Annotated in this window: 25 protein-coding genes and 1 riboswitch; of the genes, 16 read left to right on the top strand and 9 right to left on the bottom strand. The window is 71.1% G+C overall.

The window, feature by feature from the left end:
- The first annotated feature begins 170 nt into the window (after positions 1-170).
- Both cdgB and VXC91_RS12135 read left to right on the top strand, forming a co-directional pair.
- Entirely contained in the window at positions 171-1841 is a 1671-nt protein-coding gene (cdgB, locus tag VXC91_RS12140) for a diguanylate cyclase CdgB (RefSeq protein ID WP_329507143.1), read from the top strand.
- Positions 1842-1957: 116 nt separating this feature from the next.
- On the top strand, positions 1958-2893 hold the full coding sequence (locus VXC91_RS12135; protein WP_329507142.1) for a CBM35 domain-containing protein: 936 nt from the start codon (positions 1958-1960) through the stop codon (positions 2891-2893).
- 37 nt (positions 2894-2930) lie between these two features.
- On the opposite strand, the gene VXC91_RS12130 is transcribed toward VXC91_RS12135, so the two are convergent.
- From VXC91_RS12130 to VXC91_RS12120, 3 genes are all read right to left on the bottom strand, one after another.
- The gene (locus tag VXC91_RS12130; protein ID WP_329507141.1) at positions 2931-3860 is read right to left on the bottom strand and encodes a 1-phosphofructokinase family hexose kinase; all 930 of its coding nucleotides are present in this window, start codon (positions 3858-3860) and stop codon (positions 2931-2933) included.
- Positions 3861-4018: 158 nt separating this feature from the next.
- Complete coding sequence (gene nagA, locus VXC91_RS12125) at positions 4019-5161, bottom strand: N-acetylglucosamine-6-phosphate deacetylase (RefSeq protein WP_329507140.1); 1143 nt, start codon at positions 5159-5161, stop codon at positions 4019-4021.
- The gene (locus VXC91_RS12120; protein WP_329507139.1) at positions 5161-6105 is read right to left on the bottom strand and encodes an ROK family protein; all 945 of its coding nucleotides are present in this window, start codon (positions 6103-6105) and stop codon (positions 5161-5163) included. Before VXC91_RS12120 ends, nagA begins: the two co-directional genes overlap by 1 nt.
- Positions 6106-6219: 114 nt before the next feature.
- On the opposite strand from VXC91_RS12120, the gene VXC91_RS12115 reads away from it, so the two are divergent.
- From VXC91_RS12115 to otsB, 3 genes are all read left to right on the top strand, one after another.
- Entirely contained in the window at positions 6220-6378 is a 159-nt protein-coding gene (locus tag VXC91_RS12115; RefSeq protein ID WP_329507169.1) for a hypothetical protein, read from the top strand.
- A 37-nt stretch (positions 6379-6415) separates the two neighbouring features.
- A complete protein-coding gene (locus tag VXC91_RS12110; protein WP_329507138.1) occupies positions 6416-6643 on the top strand; it encodes a DUF3263 domain-containing protein in 228 nt (75 codons plus the stop codon).
- An 84-nt stretch (positions 6644-6727) separates the two neighbouring features.
- Entirely contained in the window at positions 6728-7573 is an 846-nt protein-coding gene (gene otsB, locus VXC91_RS12105) for a trehalose-phosphatase (protein WP_329507137.1), read from the top strand.
- Between the two features lie 70 nt (positions 7574-7643).
- On the opposite strand, the gene VXC91_RS12100 is transcribed toward otsB, so the two are convergent.
- Both VXC91_RS12100 and VXC91_RS12095 read right to left on the bottom strand, forming a co-directional pair.
- A complete protein-coding gene (locus VXC91_RS12100) occupies positions 7644-9074 on the bottom strand; it encodes an alpha,alpha-trehalose-phosphate synthase (UDP-forming) (protein ID WP_329507136.1) in 1431 nt (476 codons plus the stop codon).
- Positions 9075-9188: 114 nt separating this feature from the next.
- A complete protein-coding gene (locus tag VXC91_RS12095; RefSeq protein ID WP_329507167.1) occupies positions 9189-10133 on the bottom strand; it encodes a glucosyl-3-phosphoglycerate synthase in 945 nt (314 codons plus the stop codon).
- A gap of 202 nt (positions 10134-10335) precedes the next feature.
- A riboswitch (SAM riboswitch) is annotated at positions 10336-10491 on the top strand.
- An 18-nt stretch (positions 10492-10509) separates the two neighbouring features.
- On the opposite strand from VXC91_RS12095, the gene thrC reads away from it, so the two are divergent.
- The 6 genes from thrC (at position 10510) to VXC91_RS12065 (ending at position 17687) form a co-directional block, all read left to right on the top strand.
- Positions 10510-11790, top strand: coding sequence for a threonine synthase (gene thrC / locus VXC91_RS12090; RefSeq protein ID WP_329507135.1), 1281 nt, complete (start codon positions 10510-10512; stop codon positions 11788-11790).
- 42 nt (positions 11791-11832) lie between these two features.
- Entirely contained in the window at positions 11833-12108 is a 276-nt protein-coding gene (locus tag VXC91_RS12085; protein ID WP_329507134.1) for a MoaD/ThiS family protein, read from the top strand.
- A gap of 449 nt (positions 12109-12557) precedes the next feature.
- The gene (locus VXC91_RS12080) at positions 12558-12761 is read left to right on the top strand and encodes a cold-shock protein (protein ID WP_009339379.1); all 204 of its coding nucleotides are present in this window, start codon (positions 12558-12560) and stop codon (positions 12759-12761) included.
- A gap of 304 nt (positions 12762-13065) precedes the next feature.
- Positions 13066-14688, top strand: a complete 1623-nt coding sequence (groL, locus tag VXC91_RS12075) for a chaperonin GroEL (RefSeq protein ID WP_329507133.1) — start codon at positions 13066-13068, stop codon at positions 14686-14688.
- 211 nt (positions 14689-14899) lie between these two features.
- Positions 14900-16024 (top strand): NADH:flavin oxidoreductase, encoded by a 1125-nt coding sequence (locus VXC91_RS12070; RefSeq protein ID WP_329507132.1) that lies wholly within the window; start codon positions 14900-14902, stop codon positions 16022-16024.
- Between the two features lie 169 nt (positions 16025-16193).
- A complete protein-coding gene (locus VXC91_RS12065; protein WP_329507131.1) occupies positions 16194-17687 on the top strand; it encodes an MFS transporter in 1494 nt (497 codons plus the stop codon).
- 122 nt (positions 17688-17809) lie between these two features.
- On the opposite strand, the gene murQ is transcribed toward VXC91_RS12065, so the two are convergent.
- Entirely contained in the window at positions 17810-18745 is a 936-nt protein-coding gene (murQ, locus tag VXC91_RS12060) for an N-acetylmuramic acid 6-phosphate etherase (protein ID WP_329507130.1), read from the bottom strand.
- 52 nt (positions 18746-18797) lie between these two features.
- Positions 18798-19736 (bottom strand): MurR/RpiR family transcriptional regulator, encoded by a 939-nt coding sequence (locus VXC91_RS12055; RefSeq protein ID WP_329507129.1) that lies wholly within the window; start codon positions 19734-19736, stop codon positions 18798-18800.
- Between the two features lie 56 nt (positions 19737-19792).
- On the opposite strand from VXC91_RS12055, the gene VXC91_RS12050 reads away from it, so the two are divergent.
- Positions 19793-20176, top strand: coding sequence for a hypothetical protein (locus VXC91_RS12050; RefSeq protein ID WP_329507128.1), 384 nt, complete (start codon positions 19793-19795; stop codon positions 20174-20176).
- Positions 20173-20493: a DUF4031 domain-containing protein gene (locus VXC91_RS12045; RefSeq protein WP_329507127.1), complete on the top strand. Its 321-nt coding sequence runs from the start codon at positions 20173-20175 to the stop codon at positions 20491-20493. Before VXC91_RS12050 ends, VXC91_RS12045 begins: the two co-directional genes overlap by 4 nt.
- Positions 20494-20629: 136 nt before the next feature.
- On the opposite strand, the gene VXC91_RS12040 is transcribed toward VXC91_RS12045, so the two are convergent.
- Complete coding sequence (locus VXC91_RS12040; protein WP_329507126.1) at positions 20630-21274, bottom strand: HD domain-containing protein; 645 nt, start codon at positions 21272-21274, stop codon at positions 20630-20632.
- A gap of 53 nt (positions 21275-21327) precedes the next feature.
- Here VXC91_RS12040 and VXC91_RS12035 point away from each other — a divergent pair, with 53 nt between their 5' ends.
- Positions 21328-21573, top strand: a complete 246-nt coding sequence (locus VXC91_RS12035) for a hypothetical protein (RefSeq protein ID WP_329507125.1) — start codon at positions 21328-21330, stop codon at positions 21571-21573.
- A 106-nt stretch (positions 21574-21679) separates the two neighbouring features.
- Positions 21680-22396: a copper homeostasis protein CutC gene (locus VXC91_RS12030; protein ID WP_329507124.1), complete on the top strand. Its 717-nt coding sequence runs from the start codon at positions 21680-21682 to the stop codon at positions 22394-22396.
- Positions 22397-22575: 179 nt separating this feature from the next.
- Here the strand turns inward: VXC91_RS12030 and VXC91_RS12025 are convergent, their stop codons facing one another.
- Positions 22576-24690 (bottom strand): HelD family protein, encoded by a 2115-nt coding sequence (locus VXC91_RS12025; protein ID WP_329507123.1) that lies wholly within the window; start codon positions 24688-24690, stop codon positions 22576-22578.
- Between the two features lie 370 nt (positions 24691-25060).
- Between VXC91_RS12025 and VXC91_RS12020 the strand changes: the two genes are divergently transcribed.
- Entirely contained in the window at positions 25061-25249 is a 189-nt protein-coding gene (locus VXC91_RS12020) for a hypothetical protein (protein WP_329507122.1), read from the top strand.
- Positions 25250-25325 lie beyond the last annotated feature (76 nt).

Raw genomic sequence — 25325 nt, 5'->3', positions numbered from 1 at the left:
TTTTGTTGACCCTGTGTACCTAGTGGGCAGCGCACTGTGATTCAGTGGCGGGGACGCTGCACGACGCTACGCGCGGAGTACCCGCGAGTAGCGCACCGAGGAAAACCGGGAGAGCCGTAGTACGCCGACGCGTCCCTGGAGTTGCTGCGAGACCTCGAGGGGAGGGGCGAATGGAGACCGAGTCGGAGCCGTATGTCCGTCTTGCGACCCTGCGGCAGCTGCATCAGGTCATGGCGGACATGAACACCGCGCGCAGCCTGGCGGACACGCTGCAGACCGTCGCCGACGGCATCGTCAGCGGCCTCGGCTACGAGCTGGCGGCCGTCAACCTCGTCCGCCCGGACGGCGACCTGGTCGTCGCCGCATTCGCCGGGAACTCCGCCGCGGAGGCGCTGATCACCGGACGTGTCGGCTCCCGCGCCTCGTGGGAACGTCGGCTGAACATGGGCGAGGCCTGGGACGACCTGCGGTTCATACCCCACACCGAGGGCTGGGTGCTCGACGACGACGATGTGCCGCAGTGGCACACCGGCGGTCCCGAGCCCCGCTTCGAGGATGAGTGGCACCCTGCCGACCGCCTCTTCGCCCCCATGTACACACCGAGCGTCAAGGGCAGCTGCGGCGAACTCATCGGGGTCATCTCGGTCGACCGGCCGCGCAACGGGCGGCGGCCGGGCGCCTGGGGCCGCGAGGCGCTCCAGATGTACGCCTTCCAGGCGGCCATCGCCATCAGCAACGCCCGCCTGAGGGCCAACATGCAGCGGGCCCTCGTCCGCCTCGAGCGGGAGCAGCAGGCCCTGCGCGCCAGCGAGGAGTCCTTCCGCCAGGCCTTCGAGTACGCCCCGTCCGGCATGGCCATCGCCGAGATGGGCGGCGACCAGCACGGGCGGATCCTGCGCACCAACGACGCGCTGTGCCGCCTGCTGGGCCGGCCCGCCTCCGCCATGCGCCGTTACTCGTTCTCCGACCTCGTCCACCCCGAGGACATCGGCACACTCCTGCGGACCTCCGCCGAGGGCGGACGGGCGGAGCTGAGGCTAGGGCGCCGGGACGGCACATATGTCTGGGTGTCCCTGCGCAACTCCGTCGTCGCCGATGCCGCGGACGGGCCCCGCTTCCTCCTCACCCATGTCGAGGACATCGAGGAGCGCAAGCGCCGCGAGCTGCAGCTCGCCCACCGGGCCTCGCACGACTCGCTCACCGGCCTGCCCAACTCCGCCGAGCTGCGCTCGCGCCTGTCCGCCCGGCTCTGCCAGCGCCCGCAGTCCCTGCCGGCGGGCGCGGCCGACTCCCTGGACGCGGCGTACGGCGAATACCCGGTCGACCATCCGGCGGCCCTGGACGGGACCGGGCATGGCTTCGACCTCCACGCCAGGGGGCCGTACGACGCCTTCGACCACCATGTGCACACCGTCGCCCCCGAGGCCGGCACCGACGACGGCACCAAGGGGCTCGCGGTGCTCTTCTGCGACCTCGACGGCTTCAAGTCGATCAACGACCGTTTCGGCCACAACGCCGGCGATGCGGTCCTCATCGAGGTGGCGCGGCGGCTCAGCCGTGGAGTGCGCGACGGGGACACGGTCGCCCGGCTCGGTGGCGACGAGTTCGTCGTCCTCGCCAACGGGCTGGGCAAGGCCGACGCCCAGGACCTCGCAGTGCGTCTGCGCAACGAGATCATCCAGCCGGTCCGGGTCGACGGCCGCGCCATGCGGGTCGGTGCCAGTTTCGGCATCGGCTGGGCGCACTGCGGCATGACCGCGGACGAAGTGTTGAAATCGGCTGACGAACGGATGTACGTAGAGAAACGTTCTCGTCCCAAACAACACAGGCGTGCCGGGTAGACCCAGGTCAGTGCATAGGTGATGGGGAGAACAGCAGTTTGGGGTCCGGGGAACGGGTAGGCTCGCCACTCAGCCACGTATGCATCTGGACCCGCACCTGTTGAGGAGACCTAGGGATGACGCCCGGCAACAACGGCGCGAGCACGCCCGAGGACGAGGACCCGTTCGGCTACCTCTACGCCGACGGCCAGGCCAACGGCGCACAGCCGCCCACCGGCGGTTACGGCTACCCGGGTACCGTCAACAGAGTGCGCCCGGTCGGAGAGCGCCAGTACGGCCAGCCACAGGCCCCGACGGCCGCCCACGGCCAGGTGCCCCAGCAGCAGGGGTACGGCCAGCCGAACGCGTATTACGCCGCGCCCGAGACCGTGCCCGGCGGTGCCGCCCCCACCACCCGCCAGGCGTCGGTGGGCACGGGCGGCGGCCGTGGCCGGGGCCCCAACACCAAGGGTCTCCTGATCGGCGCGATCGCGGTGGTCGCCGCGGTCGTGATCGGTATCAGCGTCGCCATGATCGGCGGCGACTCGGGTGACGGCAAGGACGGCGCCCAGGCGGGCTCCAGCCCCACGGCCGCGCAGAGCGCATCCCCGAGCGAGTCGGCGACCCAGCAGGGCACCGACGACACCCCGCTGCCGACCATCGACGCCAAGGCGCTGCGCCTGGAGGGCGGCACCAGCACCGCGTCCGACGTGAAGGGCGCCAAAGCCGACGGCGGTGTCTACGTCCAGGGCTTCAACGCCGTCGGCGCCGCCGTGACCTGGAGCGTGGACGTCCCGTCGACCGGCAAGTACACGCTGCACGCCGGCTACGGTGTGCCCGGCGTCGACGCCACGGCCACCCTCACGGTCAACGGCACGGCCCAGACCACCCCCATGTCGCTGAAGAACTGGGCGCAGGCGCCTCAGGGGGACTGGGAGAAGGGCTGGACGAAGACGTACAACTACATCCAGCTCAACAAAGGCACCAACACCATCCGGATCTCCTGCGAGCAGGGGAACCAGTGCAACGCCAATTTCGACCAGCTCTGGCTGACCAAGGGCTGGTCGAAGTAGCCGCGCCGGGCCCGGTGGACTCTGCGCCGGGCACGACTCAAGCCGCGGCGTTGTGCGGGGTGACGATCACCCGTTCCAACAGCTCCTCATAGACCCGGCGGTCGAACTCACCCGCAGCCGGGGCCAATACGGATGCCGCGGACACGGCCACGGCCCGCGCCAGGCGGGCCGGCCACGGAAGCAGGTCCACCAGGCCCGACAGCAGGCCCGCGACCGCCGAGTCGCCGGCGCCCGTCGGATTGCCCTGGATCCGGCGCGGCGGAGCGGCGCGCCAGCGGCCCTCCGCGTTCACCGCGAGCAGACCCTCCGCGCCCAGCGAGGCGACCACGGCGTGCGCCCCGCGCCGCCGGGCGTCCCGGGTGGCCTGCAACGGTTCGTAGGAGCCGGTGAGTTCGGCCAGCTCGTCGGCGTTCGGCTTGACCACGTCCGGGCGGGCGGCGACGCCGCGGCGCAGCGGCTCGCCGCTCGTGTCGAGCAGCACCGGCACGCCCGCCGACCGTGCGGTGCGCACCAGTTGGGCATACGCGCCGACCGGCACCCCCGGCGGCAGGCTGCCGCACAGGGCCACCGCCGCGGCCGAGGAGACCAGGTCCCCGTACACCTCCAGGAAGGCGGACCACTCGGCGGGGGCTATCTCCGGGCCCGGCTCGTTCAGCTGGGTGGTGTCGCCGGTCGTCTCGTCGACGACCGCGATCGTGCGCCGGGTGGCCCCCGCGACCGGGACGAGCGCGTCCACCACCTCGGAGATGCCGGCGAGTTGGTCCTGTACCGAGCGGCCCGTCCTGCCGCCGGCGAAGCCCGTGGCGGTCACCCGGTGGCCGAGCGCGGCGAGCACCCGGGCCACGTTGAGCCCTTTGCCGCCGGGACGTTCGGTCACCTCGGTCACCCGGTGCGAGGCGTGCGGCCGCAGCGCCCGTACCCGATAGGTGATGTCGAGAGCGGTGTTCAGTGTGACCGTGAGGATCACCTGGGGGACCTCCCTCGAAGTCGTGACGGCGCGATCCGTGGACCCGGGGTTCCAGAATGCGCTTGCCGTCGGCGTGTGCGGAGGGTCGATCATGCCAAAAGAGTCGGCGGTCGGCCCAGTCCCCCGAACCGACCGCCGTCTGCCAACAAGCGGATGAATCACCCCAGTTGGGGATGGACCACCCACTCGCCGTGCCGCATCACGCCCTTGAGCACGAAGTCGGCGTCCAGCAGCACCAGGTCGGCGTCCTTGCCGGGCTCCAGCGAACCCACCCGGTCGTCGATGCCCAGCAGCTTCGCCGGGTTGGCCGAGATGGCCGCCACCACGTCCTCCACGGGCAGCCGGTCGACGGTGACCGCCCGCTGGAACGCACGGTCCAGGGTGAGCGTCGAGCCCGCGATCGAACCGCCCTCAACCAGGCGTGCCACACCCTCACTGACCTCGACCTCCAGCGGGCCGAGCAGGTAGCGCCCGTCGCCGATGCCGGCCGCGTCCATCGCGTCCGTGATGAAGGCGACCCGTCCCGCGCCCGCGTGATGGAACGCCAGCTGGAGTGAGGCCGGATGCAGATGCGTGCCGTCGTCGATCAGTTCGACCGTGATCCGCTCGTCCTCCAGAAGCGCGGTGACGGGGCCGGGGGCGCGGTGGCCGAGCGGCGGCATCGCGTTGAAGAGGTGGGTGGCGACCGTGGCGCCCGCGTCGATGGCCGCCACCGTCTGCTCGTAGGTGGCGTCCGTGTGCCCGATCGCCGCGATCACGCCGTGTTCGGCGAGCAGCCGTACGGAGTCGATGCCGCCGGGCAGCTCGGTGGCGAGCGTGACCATTTTCGTGTGGCCGCGGGCGGCGTCGATCAGTTTGCGGACCTCCGCCGGATCGGGGTCGCGCAGCAGTTCCTCGGAGTGCGCCCCCTTGCGGCAGGGCGAGATGAACGGGCCCTCGAAGTGGATGCCGGCGATGTCCCCCTGCTCGCTCAGTTCGGACAGCAGCCCGGCCTGGTTGACGAGGAAGTCCATGTCGTTGGTGACGGTCGAGGCGACGAGGGTGGTGGTGCCGTGCAGCCGGTGGGTGTGCACGGCCGTCAGGACCTCGTCCACCGTGCCCGAGAAGGACGCGCCTCCCCCGCCGTGGTTGTGGATGTCGACGAAGCCGGGGACCAGCCAGTGACCCCGTACGTCGACGATCTCGGCGTTCGCGGCACCCTCCTCGGCGATCCGCGTGCCCTCCACCGCGACGCGGCCGTTGTCCACGATCCCGGTGGGCAGCACCACCCGGGCACCGGCGAGAACCTTGCTAGTGGCCATCAGGTGGTTACCTCCGAAGGGTCAGTGGTGTCGAGGAGATCCCAGGCGAGGAGTCCCGCGCCCAGGCATCCGGCGGTGTCCCCCAGTGCCGCGGGGACGATCGACGGCAGCTTCTGGAAGGTGAGCCGCCGCCGGACGGCGTCCCGCAGCGGCGTGAACAAGGTTTCCCCCGCCTCGGCGAGTCCGCCACCGATGATCAGGGTGCGCGGGTCCAGCAGGGTGAGCGCGGTGACCAGGCCGTCGGCGAGCGCGTCCACGGCCTCCTGCCACACTCGAACGGCGTTCGGCTCTCCGGATGCGACGGCCTTCGCGCAGTCCGCCGCGTCCGCCTCCGGCTGCCCGGACGTCTCGGCCCAGGCCTCGCTCACCGCCGCCGCGGACGCGTACCGCTCCAGACAGCCGCGCTGGCCGCACGGACACGCCGCCCCACCGGGCCGTACGACGATATGGCCGATCTCGCCCGCGAAGCCGTGGGCGCCGGCCTCGACGCGGCCGCCGATGCCGATGGCGCCCGCTATGCCGGTGCCGAGAGGCACGAACAGGAAGCGGTCCACTCCCTTGCCCGCGCCGACGCGGCCCTCGGCCAGCCCGCCGGTGCGCACATCGTGGCCGAGTGCGACGGGTGCACCGTCGAGCCGGCGGCTGAGCAGGTCGCGCAGCGGTACGTCACGCCAGCCGAGGTTCGCCGAGTAGGCGGCGATGCCGTGGTCGGCGTCGACGATTCCGGGGACGGCGACGCCCGCGGCGGCGGCGGGCTCGCCGAAGTGCCGCTCACCGTGTGCGATCAGATCGGTGGCGAAGCCGAGGATCGACTCCACCACGGCCTCCGGCCCGCGCTCGCGCCCGGTCGCCCGGCGTGCCTGGTGCAGCAGCTCACCCCCGGCCCCTACCAGGGCGGCCTTCATCCCGGTGCCGCCCACGTCGAGGGCGATGACATGTCTCACGGAGACAGTGTGGCTCCTGGACCTGCAAGAGGTCTAGTCCACTTACGTGGTGTAGACCTTGTGTCGATATTCCACATGGCGAGACAGCAGGGTTGGTCAAGGGCAGCGGGGCCCGTGGAGCCGGCGAAGCTGAACCGCACCGACGCCTTCTCCGCCTTCACCCGCGGTGAGGTCGGCATGCTGGGCAAGGCGGTCGGTCCGTACGGCAGCCCGGCGGCGATCCTGGGCCGGCTGCAGCGGGCGGCGGTGACGGCGGACGACTCCACCGGCTGACGGGGGCCGTGTCGGCCCTTCCGGTTACGGTTCCCCCATGGACGATCTCACCCCTCGGGACAAGGCCATCCTCGCGCTGGAAGGGCGCAGTTTTCCCGGGCCGGGGGCCAAGGAGCGCGCCATCCGTGAGCAGCTCGGTCTGGCCCCGGTCCGGTACTACCAGCTGCTCAACGCCCTCCTCGACGACCCGAGAGCCCTCGCGCACGCCCCGGTCACCGTCAACCGGCTCCGCCGCATCCGGGAGTCCCGCCGTGCGGAGCGCTGAGCGGAGGGCGCTCAGCGGGAGGGCGCGCGAGCGTACACCGCCTCGCCAGGAGTGAGGCCACGCCCGCGCGGATAGGGTCGTCCCATGGGCAGCCACACGGACTCCTTGCCGACGCCCGCCACACCGGCCGGGCGGGACGGTCTCGACGCGATCCTCACGCGGCCCGGGCGGGCCGTTCTCGCCTTCGACTTCGACGGGACGCTCGCCCCGATCGTCCCCGACCCCGACCAGGCCCGCGCCCACCCGGAAGCGGTTCGCGCCCTCGCGGCCGTCGCCCCGAAGGTGGCCGCCGTCGCGGTCGTCACCGGCCGCCCCGCCGACGTCGCCGTCCGCCACGGCGGCTTCGCGGACGTACCCGGACTCGAACACCTCGTGGTCCTCGGCCACTACGGCGCCGAACGCTGGGACGCCCGCACCGGCACCGTCGACGCGCCCGCCGCGCATCCCGGCGTCGCCGCCGTCCGTGCCGAACTCCCCGTCCTCCTCGAGAGGATCGGCTCCCGGGAGGGGACGTGGATCGAGGAGAAGGGGCGTGCCGTCGCCGTGCACACCCGCCGTGCCGAGGATCCGCAGGCCGCTTTCGAGGTCCTCCGCCAACCCCTCACCGACCTTGCCACCCGCCATGGCCTGATCGTCGAACCCGGCCGTATGGTCCTGGAACTGCGCCCGCCGGGCATGGACAAGGGAGTGGCCCTGCTGGAGTACGTGCGCGAGATCGGCGCCCGTGCCGTCATGTACGCCGGCGACGACCTCGGCGACCTGTCCGCCTTCGCCGCGGTCGACAAGCTCCGCTCCGACGGCGTCCCCGGCCTGCTGGTCTGCAGCGGCAGCGACGAGGTCACGGAACTGGCAAAACGCGCGGACCTGGTGGTCGACGGCCCGTCAGGCGTCGTACGGCTCGTGCGGTCATTGGCACAGAGGCTCGCGTGAACGCATCCGGCCGGGGCGCGGGGCGGCGCCGAGACACGGCGCCGCCGCCCCCGGCCGGGGAACGGCCCCGTCACCCCCCCAGTGCGGCCAACTGATCCAGAAACCACCGGGCCGGCGGAAGCGCCGTGGCCTGCGCGGCGAGCCGCTTCGTGCGCTCGGCGCGCTCCCCCGGCCCCATGGACAGCGCCTCGTGCAGCGCCGCCGCCATGCCCCCGATGTCGTACGGGTTCACGGCCACCGCGTCCTCGGACAGCTCCTCGAACGCCCCGGCCTCGCGGGACAGCACCAGCGCGCAGCCCTCGTCGGAGACCACCGGAACCTCCTTGGCGACCAGGTTCATGCCGTCCCGGATGGGGTTCACGAGGGCAACGTCCGCCAGCCGGTAGGCGGCCAGCGAGCGTGCGAAGTCGTCCTTCACATGCAGCTCGACGGGGGTCCAGCCCGGCGTCCCGTAGCGTGAGTTGATCTCCGCCGCCACCCGCTGGACCTCCTCCGTGTAGCGGCGGTAGACGGCCAGGTCCTGGCGGGAGGGGTACGCGAAGGCGATGTGGACGACCCGTTCGCGCCACTGCGGACGCGTTTCCAGCAGCTCCTCGTACGCCAGCAGCCCGCGCACGATGTTCTTGGACAGCTCGGTGCGGTCCACCCGCACGATCGTCCTGCGGCGGCTGCCGTCGGGGGCCGAGCCGATCTGCTTCCGCAGCACCGCCATCCGCTCGTCCACGTCGGGCTGGTGCGCCCGCTGCCGCAGGAAGTCGGCGTCCGCGCCCAGGCCGTGGACGCCGATACGGGTGCCGGAGGGAATGCCCGGACCGAGGACCGCATGACAGCAGTCCGTGAAGGCGTCCGCCCAGCGTTGCGTGAGGAACGCCGCCCGGTCCGCGCCGAGGATCCCACCGAGCACCTGCGCCGCGATGTCGTCGGGCAGCACACGGAAGTACTCCGGCGGCGCCCACGGCGTGTGCGAGAAGTGGCCGATCCGCAGGTCGGGCCGCAGACCGCGGAGCATCCGGGGGGCCAGGGTGAGGTGGTAGTCCTGGATCAGCACCGCCGCACCCTCACCCGCCTCCAGGGCCAGCGCCTCGGCGAACGCGCGGTTGTATGTCTCGTACGCCGCCCACTGGCGCCGGAACTCCGCGCCGAAGGCCGGCTCCAGCGGCGTCTGGTACAGCATGTGGTGGACGAACCACAGCACCGAGTTGGCGATGCCGTTGTAGGCGTCCGTGTGCACCTGCGGGTCGATGTCGAGCATCCGCACACGCTGGCCGCCGGTGTCGGCCGGATCGAGCGCGCCGCCCGTCCGCCGGACGGCCTCGCGGTCGCCGTCGCCCAAAGCGGAGCAGACCCAGACCGCGTCCGCGTCCGGGCCGATCGCCGAGAGCCCGGAGACCAGCCCGCCACCGCCGCGCTTGGCGGCGAGCCGGCCGGTCTCGTCCAGCGCGTACGAGACCGGGCCGCGGTTGGAGGCGACGAGTACGGATGCCGTATGCGTGGAAGCCATGCCACGAAACCTAGCCCGAGCTCAAAACGCTCAAACGTTCCCTTCGGCCGTATGCGGAGCCGTATACAACGGGTCGTGTCGCGGCCCCGGACCGTCCTCGGCGGGCCCGAAGGCTCAGGCCGCCTTGCGCTCCATGTACTCCTCGATCTCCCTCATGGCCGGCCGCTCCTCCGCGTCCACCGGGTACGTGCGCGGCTCGAAACCGCCGTCGCCCCGTTCGAACTGGGTGAGGGTCGGGCGGATCAGATGGCCGCGGGCCAGGCGCAGCTGTGCGGTGCGGTAGATCGCGGCGGCCATGCGGCCCAGCGCCTGGCCGTCCTGGTGGCGGTGCTTGCGCACGCCCACGTCGACCTGGGCGAGGGCGTCGAGCCCCACCAGGTGCAGGGCGTCCACCAGGATGCCGAGTTCCACCCCGTACCCCACCGGGAACGGAAGCCGTTCCAGCAGCGAGCGGCGAGCCGCGTACTCGCCGCCGAGCGGCTGCACGAAGCCGGCCAGTTGCGGCCAGTGCATGTTGAGCAGCGGGCGGGCCATCAGTTCGGTGACGCGTCCGCCCTGCCCCGCCGCGCCGCCCAGCGGCCGGTCGTACATCGCCTTCACGAGGTCGACGCCCGGGTCGGTGAGCAGCGGGCCCACGATCCCGGAGACGAAGTCGGACGAGAACTCCTTCAGGTCCGCGTCGATGAAGCAGACGATGTCCCCGCGGGTGACGAGCAGGGAGCGCCACAGCACCTCGCCCTTGCCGGGCACGGCCGGGATGCGCGGCAGGATCGCGTCGCGGTGCACCACCTTCGCGCCGGCCGCCGCGGCGACTTCTGAGGTGCGGTCGGTGGAGCCCGAGTCGACGACGACGATCTCGTCGACGAGGGGAACCTGCCGCATGAGGTCGTGGCGGATGGCCATGACGATGTCGCCGACCGTCTCCTCCTCGTTGAGCGCCGGCAGCACGACACTGACCGACGAGCCCGAGGTGCGTTTCGCGGCCAGGATCTTGTGGAGCGGGCGATCGGCGACGGACCAGGAGCGGGTGCTCAGCCAGCGCTCGACTTCTTCCAGCACAGTCTGCTGCTCCTCACGTTCGTACGGCGGTGGTCGGCAGTAGAGATCTTCGAGTGGTTCCAACGGGTGCGCGTGGGTGTTCATCTCGCGCTTCGGACGACTCTCTCAACTGTCCTGGCCTTCGGTTACAGTCTTGAACAACGCCGGTGACCATCGCATGTCGGGGGTCGCGGTGGCTCATATCGGTGAAACAACCGCATACAGCTCATCCAGAGGGGCAGAGGGAAACGGCCCGGTGAAGCCCCGGCAACCCTCCAGTCGGTTCTCGTAAATCAGTGTCGATCGCTGTGCGAGGCTCCCGGCTAGGGAAGGTGCCAAATCCGTCTCATGGCGAAATGCGTCGTGAGGAAGATGAGGAGAAAGGGCCTCGCCTGACATGGCTGTGCAGACAGTTGCAAGCAGCACCGACTCCGTGAACCTCGGCCCCGCAGCGGCCCTGTCCTGCCGGGAGTGCGGCCACCGGGTGCCGCTCGGCCCGGTCTTCGCCTGCGAGGAGTGCTTCGGCCCGCTGGAGATCGCGTACGACTTCTCGGGCTACGACACCGAGGAACTGCGCAAGCGGATCGAGGCCGGTCCCGCGAACATCTGGCGCTATGCGCCGCTGCTGCCGGTCCCGGCGGACGTCGCCGACAAGCCGAACCTGAACCCCGGCTGGACCAAGCTCGTCCAGGCCGACAACCTGGCGCGCGAACTGGGCGTCACCGGCGGGTTGTATGTGAAGGACGACTCCGGCAACCCCACGCACTCCTTCAAGGACCGCGTGGTCGCCCAGGCGCTGGAGGCGGCACGCGTCTTCGGCTTCACCACCCTCTCCTGCTCCTCGACCGGCAATCTCGCGGGCGCGGTCGGCGCCGCGGCGGCCCGTGCCGGCTTCCGTACCTGCGTCTTCATCCCGCACGACCTGGAGCAGGGCAAGATCGTCATGGCCGCGATCTACGGCGGTGACCTGGTCGGTATCGAGGGCAACTACGACGACGTGAACCGCTTCTGCTCCGAGCTGATCGGCGACCCGGCCGGCGAGGGCTGGGGCTTCGTCAACGTCAACCTCCGTCCGTACTACGCGGAGGGCTCCAAGACACTGGCGTACGAGATCGCCGAACAGCTGGGCTGGCGGCTGCCCGACCAGATCGTGGTCCCGATCGCCTCCGGCTCGCAGCTGACGAAGATCGACAAGGGTCTTCAGGAGCTGATCAAGCTCGGGCTCGTCGAGGACAAGCCGTACAAGATCTTCGGTGCGCAGGCCGAGGGCTGCTCGCCGGTGTCGGTCGCGTTCAAGGCGGGCAACGACGTCGTACGGCCGCAGAAGCCGAACACCATCGCCAAGTCGCTGGCGATCGGCAATCCGGCTGACGGTCCGTACGTCCTGGACATCGCCCGCCGCACGGGCGGCGCGGTGGAGGACGTGACGGACGAGGAGATCGTCGACGCCATCAAGCTGCTCGCACGCACCGAGGGCATTTTCGCCGAGACGGCGGGTGGTGTGACCGTCGGTGTCACGCGCAAGCTCATCGAGAACGGCGTCCTCGACCCGGCGAAGACGACGGTCGTCCTCAACACCGGCGACGGCCTCAAGACGTTGGACGCCGTGGCCGGAACCGGGCTCACTGCCACGATCCGTCCGAACCTCGACTCCTTCCGAGAGGCCGGGCTCGCGTGAGCGCCCGTCCCGCCAGCCGTACCTGACCGGAGGTCACACCCCATGAGCGTCACCGTCCGCATCCCCACCATCCTGCGCACCTACACCGCCGGCCGGGCCGAGGTGACCGCCGAGGGTGGGACCCTCGCGGAGGTCATCGCCGACCTGGAGAAGAACCACGTCGGTATCGCCGCCCGGGTCCTGGACGACCAGGGCAAGCTGCGCCGCTTCGTCAACGTGTACGTCAACGACGACGACGTCCGCTTCGAGCAGGGTCTTGAGACGGCGACGCCGGACGGCGCCGGCGTCTCCATCATCCCGGCTGTGGCGGGTGGCTGACGGTCGTTCAGCCGCGTGATCATTACCCTCGGTAATGCCTGTCACCGAGAGTTCATCGAATTGCCCTCTCCGTGAGAGAAGCGGAGGGGGCAATTCTGCATGGTTGAGCGCGGTACAGTTGGGGAACGCGGTCCCGGTCTCTCCGTCGGGAGCCCCGAGTCTCTGCTGCGCGCCCGATAAGAAGTAGCCAAAGTGAGCAGGGCTTTTGCGTCATTCATTCCTTTTGCCGGGCCCGACTTGCCCTGAATTCAGATGAATTCTCTGTATATTCCCGACCGGTCGTGCCCGGAATTCTCGTCCGATTGACCTGTTGCAGACGGCAGTTGGACAGATACATTCAGCCGCGGTCGACGCGTTCCGGCGCACGCCCCCAACCGTTGGGGGGTGAGGTCTGACCCGGATCCGCGAAGTGTGGATCTGTGCAAGGGCCAGTAATAGGGGAGTTAGGCATGGCTCAGGGCACCGTCAAGTGGTTCAACGCGGAGAAGGGGTACGGCTTCATCGCGGTCGACGGTGGTGCGGATGTTTTCGTCCACTACAGCGCGATCCAGATGGACGGCTACCGCACTCTGGAAGAGGGCCAGCGGGTCGAGTTCGAGATCTCGCAGGGTCAGAAGGGGCCCCAGGCGGACATGGTCCGACTGGCCGGCTGAAGCACGCGCCGACGACTGAACTGTTCGACGTGTCGAGGGGCTCGTATCCCGTGTGGGGTGCGAGCCCCTCGGTCTGTCCGGTGGCACGCGGGGCGCAGGGCCCTCTTCACAGGGGCGCCTTGCACTCGGACCGGGCGAGTGCTAATCATTGGCGTTAGCACTCTGAAGGTGAGAGTGACAAAGAAGGACCGGGTCGGTGAGGCCACGGACCGGGTGGGGCAGGGAACCTCCGGCCGGGGCCGTCCGTCGCGGGCGCGGGCGCGGTCCGAAGTAATCACCCCCAGTCCTGGGAGGACCACTTCACATGGCCAAGATCATCGCGTTCGACGAGGAGGCGCGGCGAGGCCTCGAGCGCGGCATGAACCAGCTCGCGGACGCCGTCAAGGTGACCCTCGGCCCGAAGGGCCGCAATGTCGTCCTCGAGAAGAAGTGGGGCGCCCCCACGATCACCAACGACGGTGTCTCCATCGCCAAGGAGATCGAGCTCGAGGACCCGTACGAGAAGATCGGCGCCGAGCTGGTCAAGGAAGTCGCCAAGAAGACGGACGACGTCGCCGGTGACGGTACGACCACCGCGACCGTGCTCGCCCAGGCGCTGGTCCGCGAGGGCCTGCGCAACGTCGCGGCCGGTGCCAACCCGATGGCCCTGAAGCGCGGTATCGAGAAGGCCGTCGAGGCCGTCTCCGCCGCTCTGCTGGAGCAGGCGAAGGACGTCGAGACCAAGGAGCAGATCGCCTCCACGGCCTCCATCTCCGCCGCCGACACCCAGATCGGCGAGCTGATCGCCGAGGCCATGGACAAGGTCGGCAAGGAAGGCGTCATCACCGTCGAGGAGTCGCAGACCTTCGGTCTCGAGCTCGAGCTCACCGAGGGCATGCGCTTCGACAAGGGCTACATCTCGGCGTACTTCGCCACCGACATGGAGCGTATGGAGGCCGCCCTCGACGACCCGTACATCCTGATCGCCAACCAGAAGATCTCCTCGGTCAAGGACCTGCTCCCGCTGCTGGAGAAGGTCATGCAGTCGGGCAAGCCGCTGCTGATCATCGCCGAGGACGTCGAGGGCGAGGCCCTGTCGACCCTGGTCGTCAACAAGATCCGCGGCACCTTCAAGTCCGTCGCCGTCAAGGCCCCGGGCTTCGGCGACCGCCGCAAGGCCATGCTCGGCGACATCGCCATCCTCACGGGCGGCGAGGTCATCTCCGAGGAGGTCGGCCTCAAGCTGGAGAACGCGACCCTGGACCTCCTGGGCCGCGCCCGCAAGGTGGTCATCACCAAGGACGAGACCACGATCGTCGACGGCGCCGGCTCCCCGGAGCAGGTGCAGGGCCGTGTGAACCAGATCCGCGCCGAGATCGAGAACAGCGACTCCGACTACGACCGCGAGAAGCTGCAGGAGCGCCTGGCGAAGCTGGCCGGCGGCGTGGCCGTCATCAAGGCCGGTGCCGCCACCGAGGTCGAGCTCAAGGAGCGCAAGCACCGCATCGAGGACGCCGTCCGCAATGCGAAGGCGGCCGTCGAGGAGGGCATCGTCGCCGGTGGTGGCGTGGCCCTGCTCCAGGCCTCCCAGGTCTTCGAGAAGCTGGAGCTGAACGGCGACGAGGCCACGGGTGCCGCCGCCGTCAAGCTGGCGCTCGAGGCCCCGCTGAAGCAGATCGCCGTCAACGCCGGCCTCGAGGGCGGCGTCGTGGTGGAGAAGGTGCGCAACCTGACCCCGGGTCACGGCCTGAACGCCGCGACCGGCGAGTACGTCGACCTGGTCAAGGAAGGCATCATCGACCCGGCGAAGGTGACCCGTTCCGCGCTGCAGAACGCCGCCTCCATCGCCGCGCTGTTCCTGACCACCGAGGCCGTCATCGCCGACAAGCCGGAGAAGGCCGCCGCGCCCGCCGGCGGCGGCATGCCGGGCGGTGACATGGACTTCTGAGCCTGACCTCAGGCTCGGACCCGGTCCGATCTCAACCGAGGGCGGCATCCCCTGGAGACAGGGGGTGCCGCCCTCGGCCGTGTCCGGGGCCAGGGGAGCGCCGGGGTGCGAAAACGTGACATAGGGTCTGACCGACCGCTTGGTATGCTGATCGATGTATGTGTACATACCATGCGGTTTCCTGTTCGACCCCAGCCGAGGAGCTCCCCACGTGACCGTCACCCCCTCCGCATCCCGCGCGGCCCGGATCCTGTCCCGTCCCGTCACGCTGAACGGCCTGACCGTCCCGAACCGGATCGTCATGGCGCCCATGACGCGCCAGTTCTCGCCGGGAGGCGTCCCCGGCGAGGACGTGGTCTCGTACTACGCGCGCCGCGCGGCCGCCGGGGTCGGGCTGATCGTCACCGAGGGCACCTACGTGGGCCACGAGTCGGCCGGTCAGAGCAACCGCGTCCCGCGGTTCCACGGTGCGGAGCAGCTGGCGGGCTGGGCCGAGGTGGCCAAGGCGGTGCACGCGGCGGGTGGCGCGATCGTGCCGCAGCTGTGGCACATCGGCATGGTCCGCAAGCAGGGCCAGCCGCCTGTCGCCGACGCCCCCGTCGTCGGTCCCTCCGGCCTGCGCATCGACGGGACCGAGGACGGCAAGGTCATGACCCAGGCCGACCTGGACGCCGTCATCGGCGCCTTCGCCGATGCCGCGGCCGAAGCCGAGCGCATCGGCTTCGACGGCGTGGAGCTGCACGGCGCCCATGGCTACCTCCTCGACCAGTTCCTGTGGCAGGGCACCAACCGCCGCACCGACGCCTACGGCGGCGACCCGGTGGCCCGCACCAGGTTCGCGGCGGAGATCATCGCCGCCGTCCGCGAGCGGGTCTCCCCCCGGTTCCCGGTCCTCTTCCGCTACTCCCAGTGGAAGCAGGAGGCGTACGATGCCAGGCTCGCCGAGACCCCCGAGGAGCTGGAGGCCATCCTGACCCCGCTGGCCGCGGCGGGCGTGGACGTCTTCCACGCCTCCACCCGCCGCTACTGGCTCCCCGAGTTCGAGGGATCCGACCTGAACCTGGCCGGCTGGACCAAGAAGCTCACCGGCAAGCCCGCCATCACGGTCGGCTCGGTCGGCCTCGACGGCGACTTCATCGGCTCCCTCCGCCGGGGCGAGGGCTCCCCGCTCAAGGGCATCGACAACCTGCTGGACCGCCTGGAGGCCGACGAGTTCGACATGGTCGCCGTGGGCCGCGCGCTGCTCCAGGACCCGGAATGGGCGGCGAAGGTCCTCGGCAACCGGTTCGACGAGCTGGCGCCGTACGACGCCGCAGCGCTCAAGACGCTGAGCTGAGGCGGCACCCGACGACGCCAGGGCGGCCCTTGTGAACAGGGCCGCCCTGGCGTCGTCTGCTCGGCACCTCCGGACTGGGCAGTCGCCCGGAATTTAATTTGCTTAAGTCAATCAAGGGGGATAGGTTGCCTGAGTCAAGCACATCTGCACTCCGACGGAGGCTCCTGCCATGCCCGACGCACCCGCCCGGCCCGCCGGGGCCGGAACATCCGCGGTGCCGAGATCGAACGCTCTGGTCGCGGTGCTCGCCTTCGGCGGCATCGTGGTCTCGCTGATGCAGACCCTGGTGATCCCGATCGTCCCGGAGCTGCCGAAGCTCCTGCACGGCTCGTCGGCGGACACCGCCTGGGCCGTCACGGCCACCCTCCTCGCCGCCGCCGTCGCCACCCCGGTGATGGGTCGGCTGGGCGACATGTACGGCAAGCGCCGCATGCTGCTGGTCGGCCTGTCCATGCTGGTGATCGGCTCGGTCGCGGTCGGCCTCAGCGACTCCCTGACGCCGGTGATCGTCGGACGCGCCCTGCAGGGTCTGGCCGCCGGTGTCATCCCGCTCGGCATCAGCATCATGCGCGACGAACTGCCCGCCGAGCGGCTGGGCTCGGCGACCGCGATGATGAGCGCCTCGCTCGGCGTCGGCGGCGCCCTCGGTCTGCCCGCCGCCGCGGTCATCGCCGAGAACTTCGACTGGCACATGCTGTTCTGGACCTCGGCCTCGCTCGGTGCCGTCGCCGCCGTCGTCGTGCTGGTGTTCGTGCCGGAGTCCGAGGTGCGGACGGGCGGCCGGTTCGACGTGCTCGGCGCCCTCGGCATGGCGGCCGGACTGGTGTGCCTCCTGCTGGCGATCTCCAAGGGCGCCGACTGGGGCTGGGGCAGCGGCACCACCCTCGGCCTCTTCGTGGCCGCCGTCGTGATTCTGCTGGTGTGGGGCGTATTCGAACTGCGTGTCAAGGAGCCGCTGGTGGATCTGCGCGCCACCGCTCGCCGTCAGGTGCTGGTCACCAACCTCGCCTCGGTGGCGCTCGGCTTCGGCATGTTCGCGATGTCCCTCGTCCTTCCGCAGCTGCTGCAGCTGCCCGCGGCCACCGGCTACGGCCTCGGCAAGTCGCTGCTGACGGCCGGCCTGGTCATGGCACCGTCCGGGCTGGTGATGATGGCGACGGCCCCGGTCTCCGCCGCCGTCTCGCGCGCCAGGGGCCCGAAGGTGACCCTGATGATCGGAGCGCTGATCGTGGCCGCCGGTTACGGCATCAACATCGTGCTGATGGACCAGGTCTGGCACTTCGTGCTCGTCTCCTGCGTCATCGGCTGCGGCATCGGCTTCACGTACGGCGCGATGCCCGCGCTCATCATGGGGGCCGTGCCCGCTTCCGAGACCGGGGCCGCCAACAGCCTCAACACCCTGATGCGGTCCATCGGCACATCGACCGCGAGCGCGGTGGCCGGCGTGATCCTGGCCAACATGACGACGACCCTCGGTCCCGCCACCCTGCCGTCGGAGAACGGCTTCAAGACCGTCTTGGCCATCGGTGCCGGTGCCGCGCTTCTCGCCTTCGCCGTGGCGTCCTTCATCCCGCGCCGCACCCCGGTCGACGGGCAGCGCTCCCCTGCCGAGGGAGCCGGCGAGCACAGGCCCGCCGGAAAGGTCTCCGGGGCCAAGGCGTAACGCCCGGCTCCCATCGGGTGTGCGGCGGACGGTTCCCGCTCGGACGGGGTCGCCCGCCGCGCACCGCGCGCGAGCGGCCCCGGTTCTTCCTCGAAGAGGCGGCCTGAGGGGGCCTCCTCGGGTCAGCCCGCAGCCTTCCCCAGCGCCGTGCGCAGGTACCCCCCGCTCTCCGCGAGCAGCCGCGCCGCCGACGGTCCGTCCACACCCCCGAGGATCGCGAGGATGGCGTTCTTGACCTCGCTGTCCGTGGCCGTCAGGGCACGTTCGATCTCCTCGTCCGCCGCCCCTGTCGCCAGCGCCACGATGCGGTGGGAACGGGCACGGAGCTTGTCGTTGGAGGCACGGACGTCGACCATCAGATTCCCGTAGGTCTTGCCCAGGCGGATCATCGTGATCGTCGAGATCATGTTGAGGACCAGCTTCTGCGCCGTGCCCGCCTTCAGGCGGGTCGAGCCGGTCAGCAGTTCGGCGCCGACCACGACCTCGATGCCGTGGTCGGCGCCGGCCGCGAGGGGGCTGTCCGCGTTGCAGGACAGACCGACGGTGAGCGCGCCGCATGTCCGGGCGTACTCCACCGCGCCGACGGCGTACGGCGTGCGCCCCGAAGCCGAGACACCGACCACCGTGTCACGGTCCGTCAGCCCCAGCGCGTCGAGGTCCTGTGCCGCCAGCTCCCTGGAGTCCTCCGCGCCCTCGACCGACGTCACCATCGCGCCGGGGCCGCCCGCGATCAGGCCGACCACCTGCGACGGCTGCGTGTTGAAGGTCGGCGGGCACTCGGATGCGTCGAGGATGCCCAGCCGGCCGGCGGTGCCCGCGCCCGCGTAGACGAGCCGGCCGCCCCGGGCCATCCGCTCCGCGATGCCGTCGATCGCCGCGGCGATCTGCGGGAGCCGCTCGGCGACCGCGGCCGGCACGGTCGCGTCCTCACCGTTCATGATCTTCGCGATCTCCAGCGTCGGCAGCCGGTCGATCTCGGCCAGCTCGGACCGGAACGCCTCGGTGGTCAGCGTCTCCAGCTCTGCTCGAAGCTCATGGGGGTGGGGTGAGGTGGTCATGGGCGACGGCTCTTTCCGGTGGGGCGCAGCTCTGGAAGGAAGACGGTCGGCGCTAGCGCTTTGTTCCACCCCGTGGGTTGTGACGGTGCGCCAGGGCCTCGTACGAGGCGGACAGCGCGGGTGCCGCCGTCTCGTACGTACGCTGCGCGACGCCGATGAACAGGCAGTCCACGACGAGGAGCTGGCTCGTACGGGAGGACATCGCGGCCGGTCGCAGTTCGCTCTCGCGCGCCGTGGACGTGGTGAGGATGTGGTCGGCGTACTGCGTCACGGGCCCGTCGGGGCGGCCGGTGATCGCGACGGTCGTCGCGCCGTGCTCGAAGGCGACGCGCAGCGGCTCGATGACATCGCCGGTGGAGCCGGAGTGCGTGATCGCGATCGCCACGTCCTTGGCGCGCAGCTGCACGGCGTTGGTGACGGCGAGGTGCGGGTCGCTGGGCGCATGGGCTATGAGCCCTATCCGCAGCAGCTTCTGGACGAGGTCCTGGGCGACGAGCCCGGACGCCCCGATGCCGTACACGTCGATGCGCCGTGCGGTGGCGAGGGCGGCGACAGCGGCGCCGAGCTGCACGGTGTCGAGCCCGGCCGCCGTGTCGGCCAGGGTCTGCTGCTCGTCGTAGGCGAGTTTTGCGACAACGTCGGCCATGGGGTCGTCGACGTGGATGTCGGCGGTGACGGACGGGGCGCGGCCGGACTGCTGTTGCGCGGCGAGTCCCGCGAGGGCGAGCCGCAGGTCGCGGTATCCGGGGTAGCCGAGGAGACGGGCCGTGCGCACCACCGTGGCCTCGCTGGTACCGGTCAGCTCGGCGAGCCCGGTGACCGTGAGCGCCGCGCATCCGGCCGGGTCACCGGCGACGGCCTCCGCGACGCGCTGCATGGACCGGGTCATGGAGGGCGCGAGGGTCCGCACCTTGGCGGCGAGTGCGGCGGGGGCGGGCGGCGCGTTCAGGCCCATCGACCCCGCGAAAATTTCCTTCACATCGTGGGTCACGGTATGAAAGATATTTTCCGTTCGGACGCGCGGTCAAGAGTGCGCACAATAGGGGCATGGATCCCATCAGTCCCCTGGAGCAGACGCTGCACGCCGCCCGCGCCCTCGTGCTGGCCGATCTGGTGGCGGGTGAGGTCGCCGAGGCGGACGTCGTCTCGCTGGTCGAGGACTCCGTCGTACAGCGGCGCTGGTGGGTCGAACAGTGGCCGGACGGCGCGGCCTACGTGGCGGGACTGGTCGCGCAGGACGTCCAGGACGCCCTGCTGGAGCGGTACGGACGCTGGCCGCTGTGCCCCGTCTGCGGCTCCGGTGACCCGCATGCGCTCGACGTGGAGCCGGAACTCGGGCCCGACCCCCACTGGGTGTGCCCCAAGGCCGGCGTGAAGGTCGCGGCGGTGGGGGCGCTCGGGCTGGCGACGGGCGGGACGCCGTCCTCGTGACGATCTACATCGACCCTCCGTCCTGGCCCGGTCATGGCCGGATGTGGTCGCACCTGATCAGCGACCTCTCGTTCGACGAACTGCACGCGTTCGCCGAGAAGCTGGACGTGCCGCGCCGCGCCTTCGAGCGCGACCACTACGACCTTCCTGCCCATCGGTACGCCGACGCGGTCCAGGCCGGGGCGGTGGAGGTCGGCAGCCGTGAGGTGGTGCGGCTGCTGCACGCGTCCGGTCTGCGCAGGCGCAAGGAGCGAGGCCCCGGGCTCAGCGCCGCAGCGCGTACGCGTACGTCCCCTGGTCCTCGCCCACCCGAGTGAATCCGGCCCGTGTGACCACGCCCTGCGACGGGAGGTTCGTCTTGCACCCCGTCCCACCGGATTTCGGGGCGGCGTGCAGGCCGGGACCGAACCGGTCGTGGGAACGGGCGCGTGCCGGTGGGCGACGGATCCCGGATCAGGCGTCGAGGAGTTCCAGTTCGGCGCCGATGTTCCAGCGGGCCGTCGCCTCCCACTCCCGCTGCCCGTACGGCGTGCGGAACAGCCGGGGAAGATCCAGGAGCTGGCGCAGCACGGCCGCGCGGCCCGCACGGAACGCCTCGACGGGGACGAAGCCGTACTCCTGACGGACCGCGGCCGTGTACGCGGCGTATGCGTGCGGGGCCGCCGCCAGGATCGCCAGGTCGGCGTCGCACAGGACGGCGCCGTTGGCGTCGCCCGGCTCCGGGGCGTGGCTGACGGTGAGGCGCACCAGACGGGCGACCTCGTCCGTCGTGCTCTGCGGCACCCCCGCCTCGGGAAGGGCACGCTCGGCCAGACGCGCGGAGCGCTCCTCGTTCGTCGACCGGTCCGGCAGGTAGACCGCGTCGTGGAACCAGGCCGCGAGCCGCACCGCCTCGGGGTCGTCCGCATACTCCTGGAGAACGTCGACGTGGTCGAGGACCGTCGTCAGATGCTCGACCGTGTGGTAGTGGCGCTGGGGCTCCGACCAGCGGCGCAGCAGGTCGTCGGCGTACAGACGGGGATCGGGGTGGCGGGCGCCCTCCCGAGCCGCGAGCAGGGTGCGCAGCCAGCGGGAGCGCAACGCGTCGAGGTCGGTCATGCGGGCATTCTCCCGTGTCGGCGGGTCGGCCCCTGGCGTGGCTCCCACGACGAATGCAGGACGACGTACGGGACCCCGAATGTCCGGCCGTCGAGCGCGACGCCCTGATCCCGCTGCGCGCTGACCTGGACGACGTCCACGAATCGCGGCGCCCGGGCGACAGGAACGGCGAGCGCCCGCCGGCCCGGTTCATCGAGGACGCCTCCACTCTGGTGCGGCTCTACACGGGCCGTCCGCCGGCGGGCCCGTCGTGCGAGCTGGTGGGGGTGGGGGAGGAGGGGCTGAACCTCTTCGGCTGAGCCACCTCGGGAGCGGTCTTCTCGCCCGTGGGCGCCCCGCCGTCGTACCCTTTGGATTGGACTAGACCTGTAGTCGCTCCAGGGGAACACCAAGGGAAGGGGTCCTATGAGCACGCGTGCAGTCCTGGAGGTGATCGCCCTCGGGGTCGAGGACGCGATCGCCGCCCAGGCCGGAGGCGCGGACCGCCTCGAGCTGGTCACCGACATGGCCGCCGACGGGCTCACCCCGCCGGCGGAGACCTTCGCGAGGATCCGCGCCGCCGTCGGCATCTCGTTGCGCGTGATGCTCCGCCTGTGCGACGGGTTCACGGCTGGTGACGTCGAGGCACTCGTCCGCGCCGCACGCGAGCTGCGAGCGGCAGGGGCCGAGGAGTTCGTGTTCGGATTCCTCGGCGAGGACGGCGGACCCGACCTCGGCGCCGTGGAGCGGCTGGTCGCGGAGCTGGACGGCTGCCGCTGGACGTTCCACCGCGCGATCGACCGTGCCGCGGACCGCGACGCCCTGCGCAAGCAGCTCGCCGAAGTGCCGGGCCTGGACGCCTACCTCACGGCGGGCTCGCCGGAGGGCGTGGACGAGGGACTGCCCACCCTGCTCGCCGAGGTCGCGCGGCAGGGGGAGCCCGGCTACAGCCAGCGGTTGCTCGTCGGCGGCGGTCTTCGCCTCGAGCACGTCCCGCGGCTGCGGGCGGCCGGCATCGACGCCTTCCACATCGGCGGGGCGGCCCGCCCGCACGGCTGGACCGCGCCGGTCTCGGCGGAGGCGGTACGGGAGTGGCGCACGGTCGTCGACGGCGCGCAGCGCGGGAGCCGTGTGACGTCGTGACACAGGCCGGTCTCCGGCAGGCGGTTGTGGTGTGTCGGCAGGCATCCCCACCGACCTCACCGGTGACCGGCGACCAGCAACACGTTCACGTAGGCCCCCCGGACCCCGACGTCCCTTGTCGTTCCGCGGCCCCCGGTTCCCCTCGGCGCCGGGGCCGCGCCGTCCGTTTCCCGGCCGGTTCAGCCCAGCTGAGGCGGCAGGGGCGCCGCGTGGGTGACGATCAGGCCCGAGACCGCACGGGTGAGGGCCACATACAGGCGGCGCAGACCCGTCCTTTCGTCCGGTTCGCCGTCGACGACCGCCTGCGGGTCGTCGAGGACCACGTAGTCGTACTCGAGGCCCTTGGCGAGCGACGCCGGGACCAGGGTCAGCCGTGTCTCCTGGGTCGTCTCCTCGCCGGGGTCCAGATGGCCGATGCCCGCCGCGGTGAGTGCCTCGGCAAGCACCGGGATGCGGGCGTCCGCCGCGATCAGGCCGGTCGAGCCCTCGTTGCGCAGCAACTCCACACATGCGGCGACCACTTCGGCCGGCTCGCTGATCGCGCGCACCCGGAAGAAGCCCGGGTTCTCCCGCACCGAGGCGACCGGTGTCAGGCCGGGCGCGATGTGCGGCAGCAGCCGGGAGGCGTACGTGATCACGTCCGTCGGCACTCGGAAGCCGGCCGTCAGCTCCTCGATCACCGCGTCCGCCTTCCCGAGGTGGGCGAGCGCCTCCTCCCAACTCCGCGTCGCCCAGGGCGTGGTGCCCTGCGCCAGGTCGCCGAGCACGGTCGCCGAACCCGTCGTGCAGCGCCGGCCGACCGCCCGGTACTGCATCGGGGAGAGGTCCTGGGCCTCGTCCAGGACCACGTGCCCGAGCGAGTGGGTGCGCTGGACGAGGTCGGTGACCTCGTCGATCAGCACGGCGTCCGCGGGCGACCACGTGGCGGACTTCACGGACCGCACGGGCTTCGCCCAGAGGATCTCCTTCTGCTCGTCCCCGTCGAGGACCCCGTCCGCGTGCGTGGCGAGGAAGTCCGCCTCGGTGAGCAGGCGCAGGACCAGCTTCGCCGGGTCGACCGGCGGCCAGATCGCCTTGACCGCCGCCTTCACGGCGGTGTTGCGGGCGACGGCGTCCTGCACGCGGTCGTCCGGGGCCTCTCCGGATCGCTCCATCTGGACGAGCACGGCGTGCGCGATCCGCTGCGGCAGGGCCTCCCGGGCGGCGCCGTAGCGCATGTCCCGCTCGAGCAACTCGCGGGCGATTCCCGCGAGTTCGTACGCCGGCACCCGCCAGCGCCGCGAGCCGCGCACCACCACGACGGGTTCGGTGGGCATCGTCACATGCGAGCGGACGGCCCGTCGGAGCACCTCCGCCATGCGTGCGTCGCCCTTGACCACGGCGGCGGCCGCGCTGTCCGTGCCGCGCACCTCGACATGCGCGACGAGGTCGCCGACCGTGGCCTGCTTGACCGCGAGCTCGCCGAGCGCGGGCAGCACCTGCTCGATGTAGTGCAGGAAGGAACTGTTCGGCCCGATGACCAGGGTGCCGGCGCGGGCGAGCCGCTCGCGATGCGCGTAGAGGAGGTACGCGACCCGGTGCAGGCCGACGGCCGTCTTCCCGGTGCCGGGACCCCCCTGTACGCAGACGGTTCCCGACAGTGCGGACCGCACGATCTCGTCCTGCTCGGGCTGGATGGTGGCCACGATGTCGCGCATGGGGCCGACACGCGGGCGCTCGATCTCCTGCTGGAGCAGCTTGCTGGTGGTGGCCGCCTCAGCGGGATCGGAGAGGTGCTCGTCCTCGTACGCGGTGAGATCGCCGCCGGTGTACCCGAAACGCCGGCGCAGGGCGATGTCCATCGGGTCCTTCTTCGAGGCCCGGTAGAACGGCTGTGAGACGGGCGCGCGCCAGTCGATGACCATCGGGTCGCCGTCGGCGTCGTGCACATGCCGTCGGCCGATGTAGAAGCGCTCGCCGTCCGCGCCCTCCGCCTGGTCGGCGCCCTGGGGGTCCCTTCGCTCGAGCGGAGCCGAGAGTGGGGGAGCGTGGAGATAGTCGAGGCGGCCGAAGAACAGCGGGGTGTGGCTGAGGTCCGCGAGGGCCTCGATGCGCCCGTCGATCTGACGGGCGAGAACCTCGGCGTTGACCCAGTTCGCGGTGACGTCGCTGATGTCGAGGTTCTCCACGTCCTCGCGCATCGCGCGCAGGGCGGCCCGGGACTGTGTGAGATGGGAGCGCTCGCGGGAGAGGGGGCCGGTCGCGGACGGGTCTGGGAGGGGTTCGGGGGCGGACGGGGCTGACGGGCTGGACACGGAAAGGTGCCTCCGGGGCGGTGGATCCCCCTGCTCGAGCGAATTCGAGGACGCGGGGGAGGGCGGGCCGATCGGAACGCATGCGCGCGCCGGCGGGCTCCTCGCGATGGCTGGTGGCGGTTGTGCCGTCCGGTTTCCGTCCGGACGACGGCTCTCCGTGAAGGGAGGCGGGCAAGAGAGCGGATTCTAGGTGACGGGTGGATGTGGCGGCCAACGGATTTTCCGGGGCGTCGGGGTCGCGACCTCGTGCCCTAGGGGACAGCGTCCCTCCGGAGCACGACACGGGGCCGACCGGAGGGGTACGGGGGAGCCGGGAAGGTTACGTCCTTGGTCCGACGCCATTCGTGGCGGGCGGTTCCACCATGGAGACATGAGCGCAGCAACCTTCACCCCCGCCCGGAAGGGTCCGCCGCCCGGTGCGACCGCCCTCGACGTGGATCACCGACGCCATCGCCTCGGTGACGCCCTGCGTGCCGTCAAGGTGTTCGTGGGCGCGGCGATCGACGTGGTCCTCCTCGGGGAGTACGGCGAAGAGGCGGGCGTCCGCAGCCACCGCTGACAGGCGTCCCGCCGGGCGCCCGCTCGTATGCCACAGCCGGGCGGCACCGCCCGGGTGCGAGGGCCCGGTCCGCTCT

Source organism: Streptomyces chiangmaiensis (assembly GCF_036281785.1).
Lineage (GTDB): Bacteria > Actinomycetota > Actinomycetes > Streptomycetales > Streptomycetaceae > Streptomyces > Streptomyces chiangmaiensis.
Note: the sequence above shows the minus strand (reverse complement) of the source record. Positions and strands in the feature narration are given on the sequence as shown.

What these genes read in the sequence shown, in the direction of transcription:
- murQ (WP_329507130.1), bottom strand. Translation starts at nt 18,745, where the DNA reads ATGACCACCTCACCCCACCCCCATGAGCTTCGAGCAGAGCTGGAGACG.
- VXC91_RS12100 (WP_329507136.1), bottom strand. Translation starts at nt 9,074, where the DNA reads ATGGCTTCCACGCATACGGCATCCGTACTCGTCGCCTCCAACCGCGGC.
- cdgB (WP_329507143.1), top strand. Translation starts at nt 171, where the DNA reads ATGGAGACCGAGTCGGAGCCGTATGTCCGTCTTGCGACCCTGCGGCAG.
- VXC91_RS12030 (WP_329507124.1), top strand. Translation starts at nt 21,680, where the DNA reads ATGAGCACGCGTGCAGTCCTGGAGGTGATCGCCCTCGGGGTCGAGGAC.
- VXC91_RS12020 (WP_329507122.1), top strand. Translation starts at nt 25,061, where the DNA reads ATGAGCGCAGCAACCTTCACCCCCGCCCGGAAGGGTCCGCCGCCCGGT.
- VXC91_RS12050 (WP_329507128.1), top strand. Translation starts at nt 19,793, where the DNA reads ATGGATCCCATCAGTCCCCTGGAGCAGACGCTGCACGCCGCCCGCGCC.
- VXC91_RS12040 (WP_329507126.1), bottom strand. Translation starts at nt 21,274, where the DNA reads ATGACCGACCTCGACGCGTTGCGCTCCCGCTGGCTGCGCACCCTGCTC.
- otsB (WP_329507137.1), top strand. Translation starts at nt 6,728, where the DNA reads ATGGGCAGCCACACGGACTCCTTGCCGACGCCCGCCACACCGGCCGGG.
- groL (WP_329507133.1), top strand. Translation starts at nt 13,066, where the DNA reads ATGGCCAAGATCATCGCGTTCGACGAGGAGGCGCGGCGAGGCCTCGAG.
- VXC91_RS12065 (WP_329507131.1), top strand. Translation starts at nt 16,194, where the DNA reads ATGCCCGACGCACCCGCCCGGCCCGCCGGGGCCGGAACATCCGCGGTG.
- VXC91_RS12080 (WP_009339379.1), top strand. Translation starts at nt 12,558, where the DNA reads ATGGCTCAGGGCACCGTCAAGTGGTTCAACGCGGAGAAGGGGTACGGC.
- VXC91_RS12035 (WP_329507125.1), top strand. Translation starts at nt 21,328, where the DNA reads ATGCAGGACGACGTACGGGACCCCGAATGTCCGGCCGTCGAGCGCGAC.
- VXC91_RS12085 (WP_329507134.1), top strand. Translation starts at nt 11,833, where the DNA reads ATGAGCGTCACCGTCCGCATCCCCACCATCCTGCGCACCTACACCGCC.
- VXC91_RS12135 (WP_329507142.1), top strand. Translation starts at nt 1,958, where the DNA reads ATGACGCCCGGCAACAACGGCGCGAGCACGCCCGAGGACGAGGACCCG.
- nagA (WP_329507140.1), bottom strand. Translation starts at nt 5,161, where the DNA reads ATGGCCACTAGCAAGGTTCTCGCCGGTGCCCGGGTGGTGCTGCCCACC.
- VXC91_RS12110 (WP_329507138.1), top strand. Translation starts at nt 6,416, where the DNA reads ATGGACGATCTCACCCCTCGGGACAAGGCCATCCTCGCGCTGGAAGGG.
- thrC (WP_329507135.1), top strand. Translation starts at nt 10,510, where the DNA reads ATGGCTGTGCAGACAGTTGCAAGCAGCACCGACTCCGTGAACCTCGGC.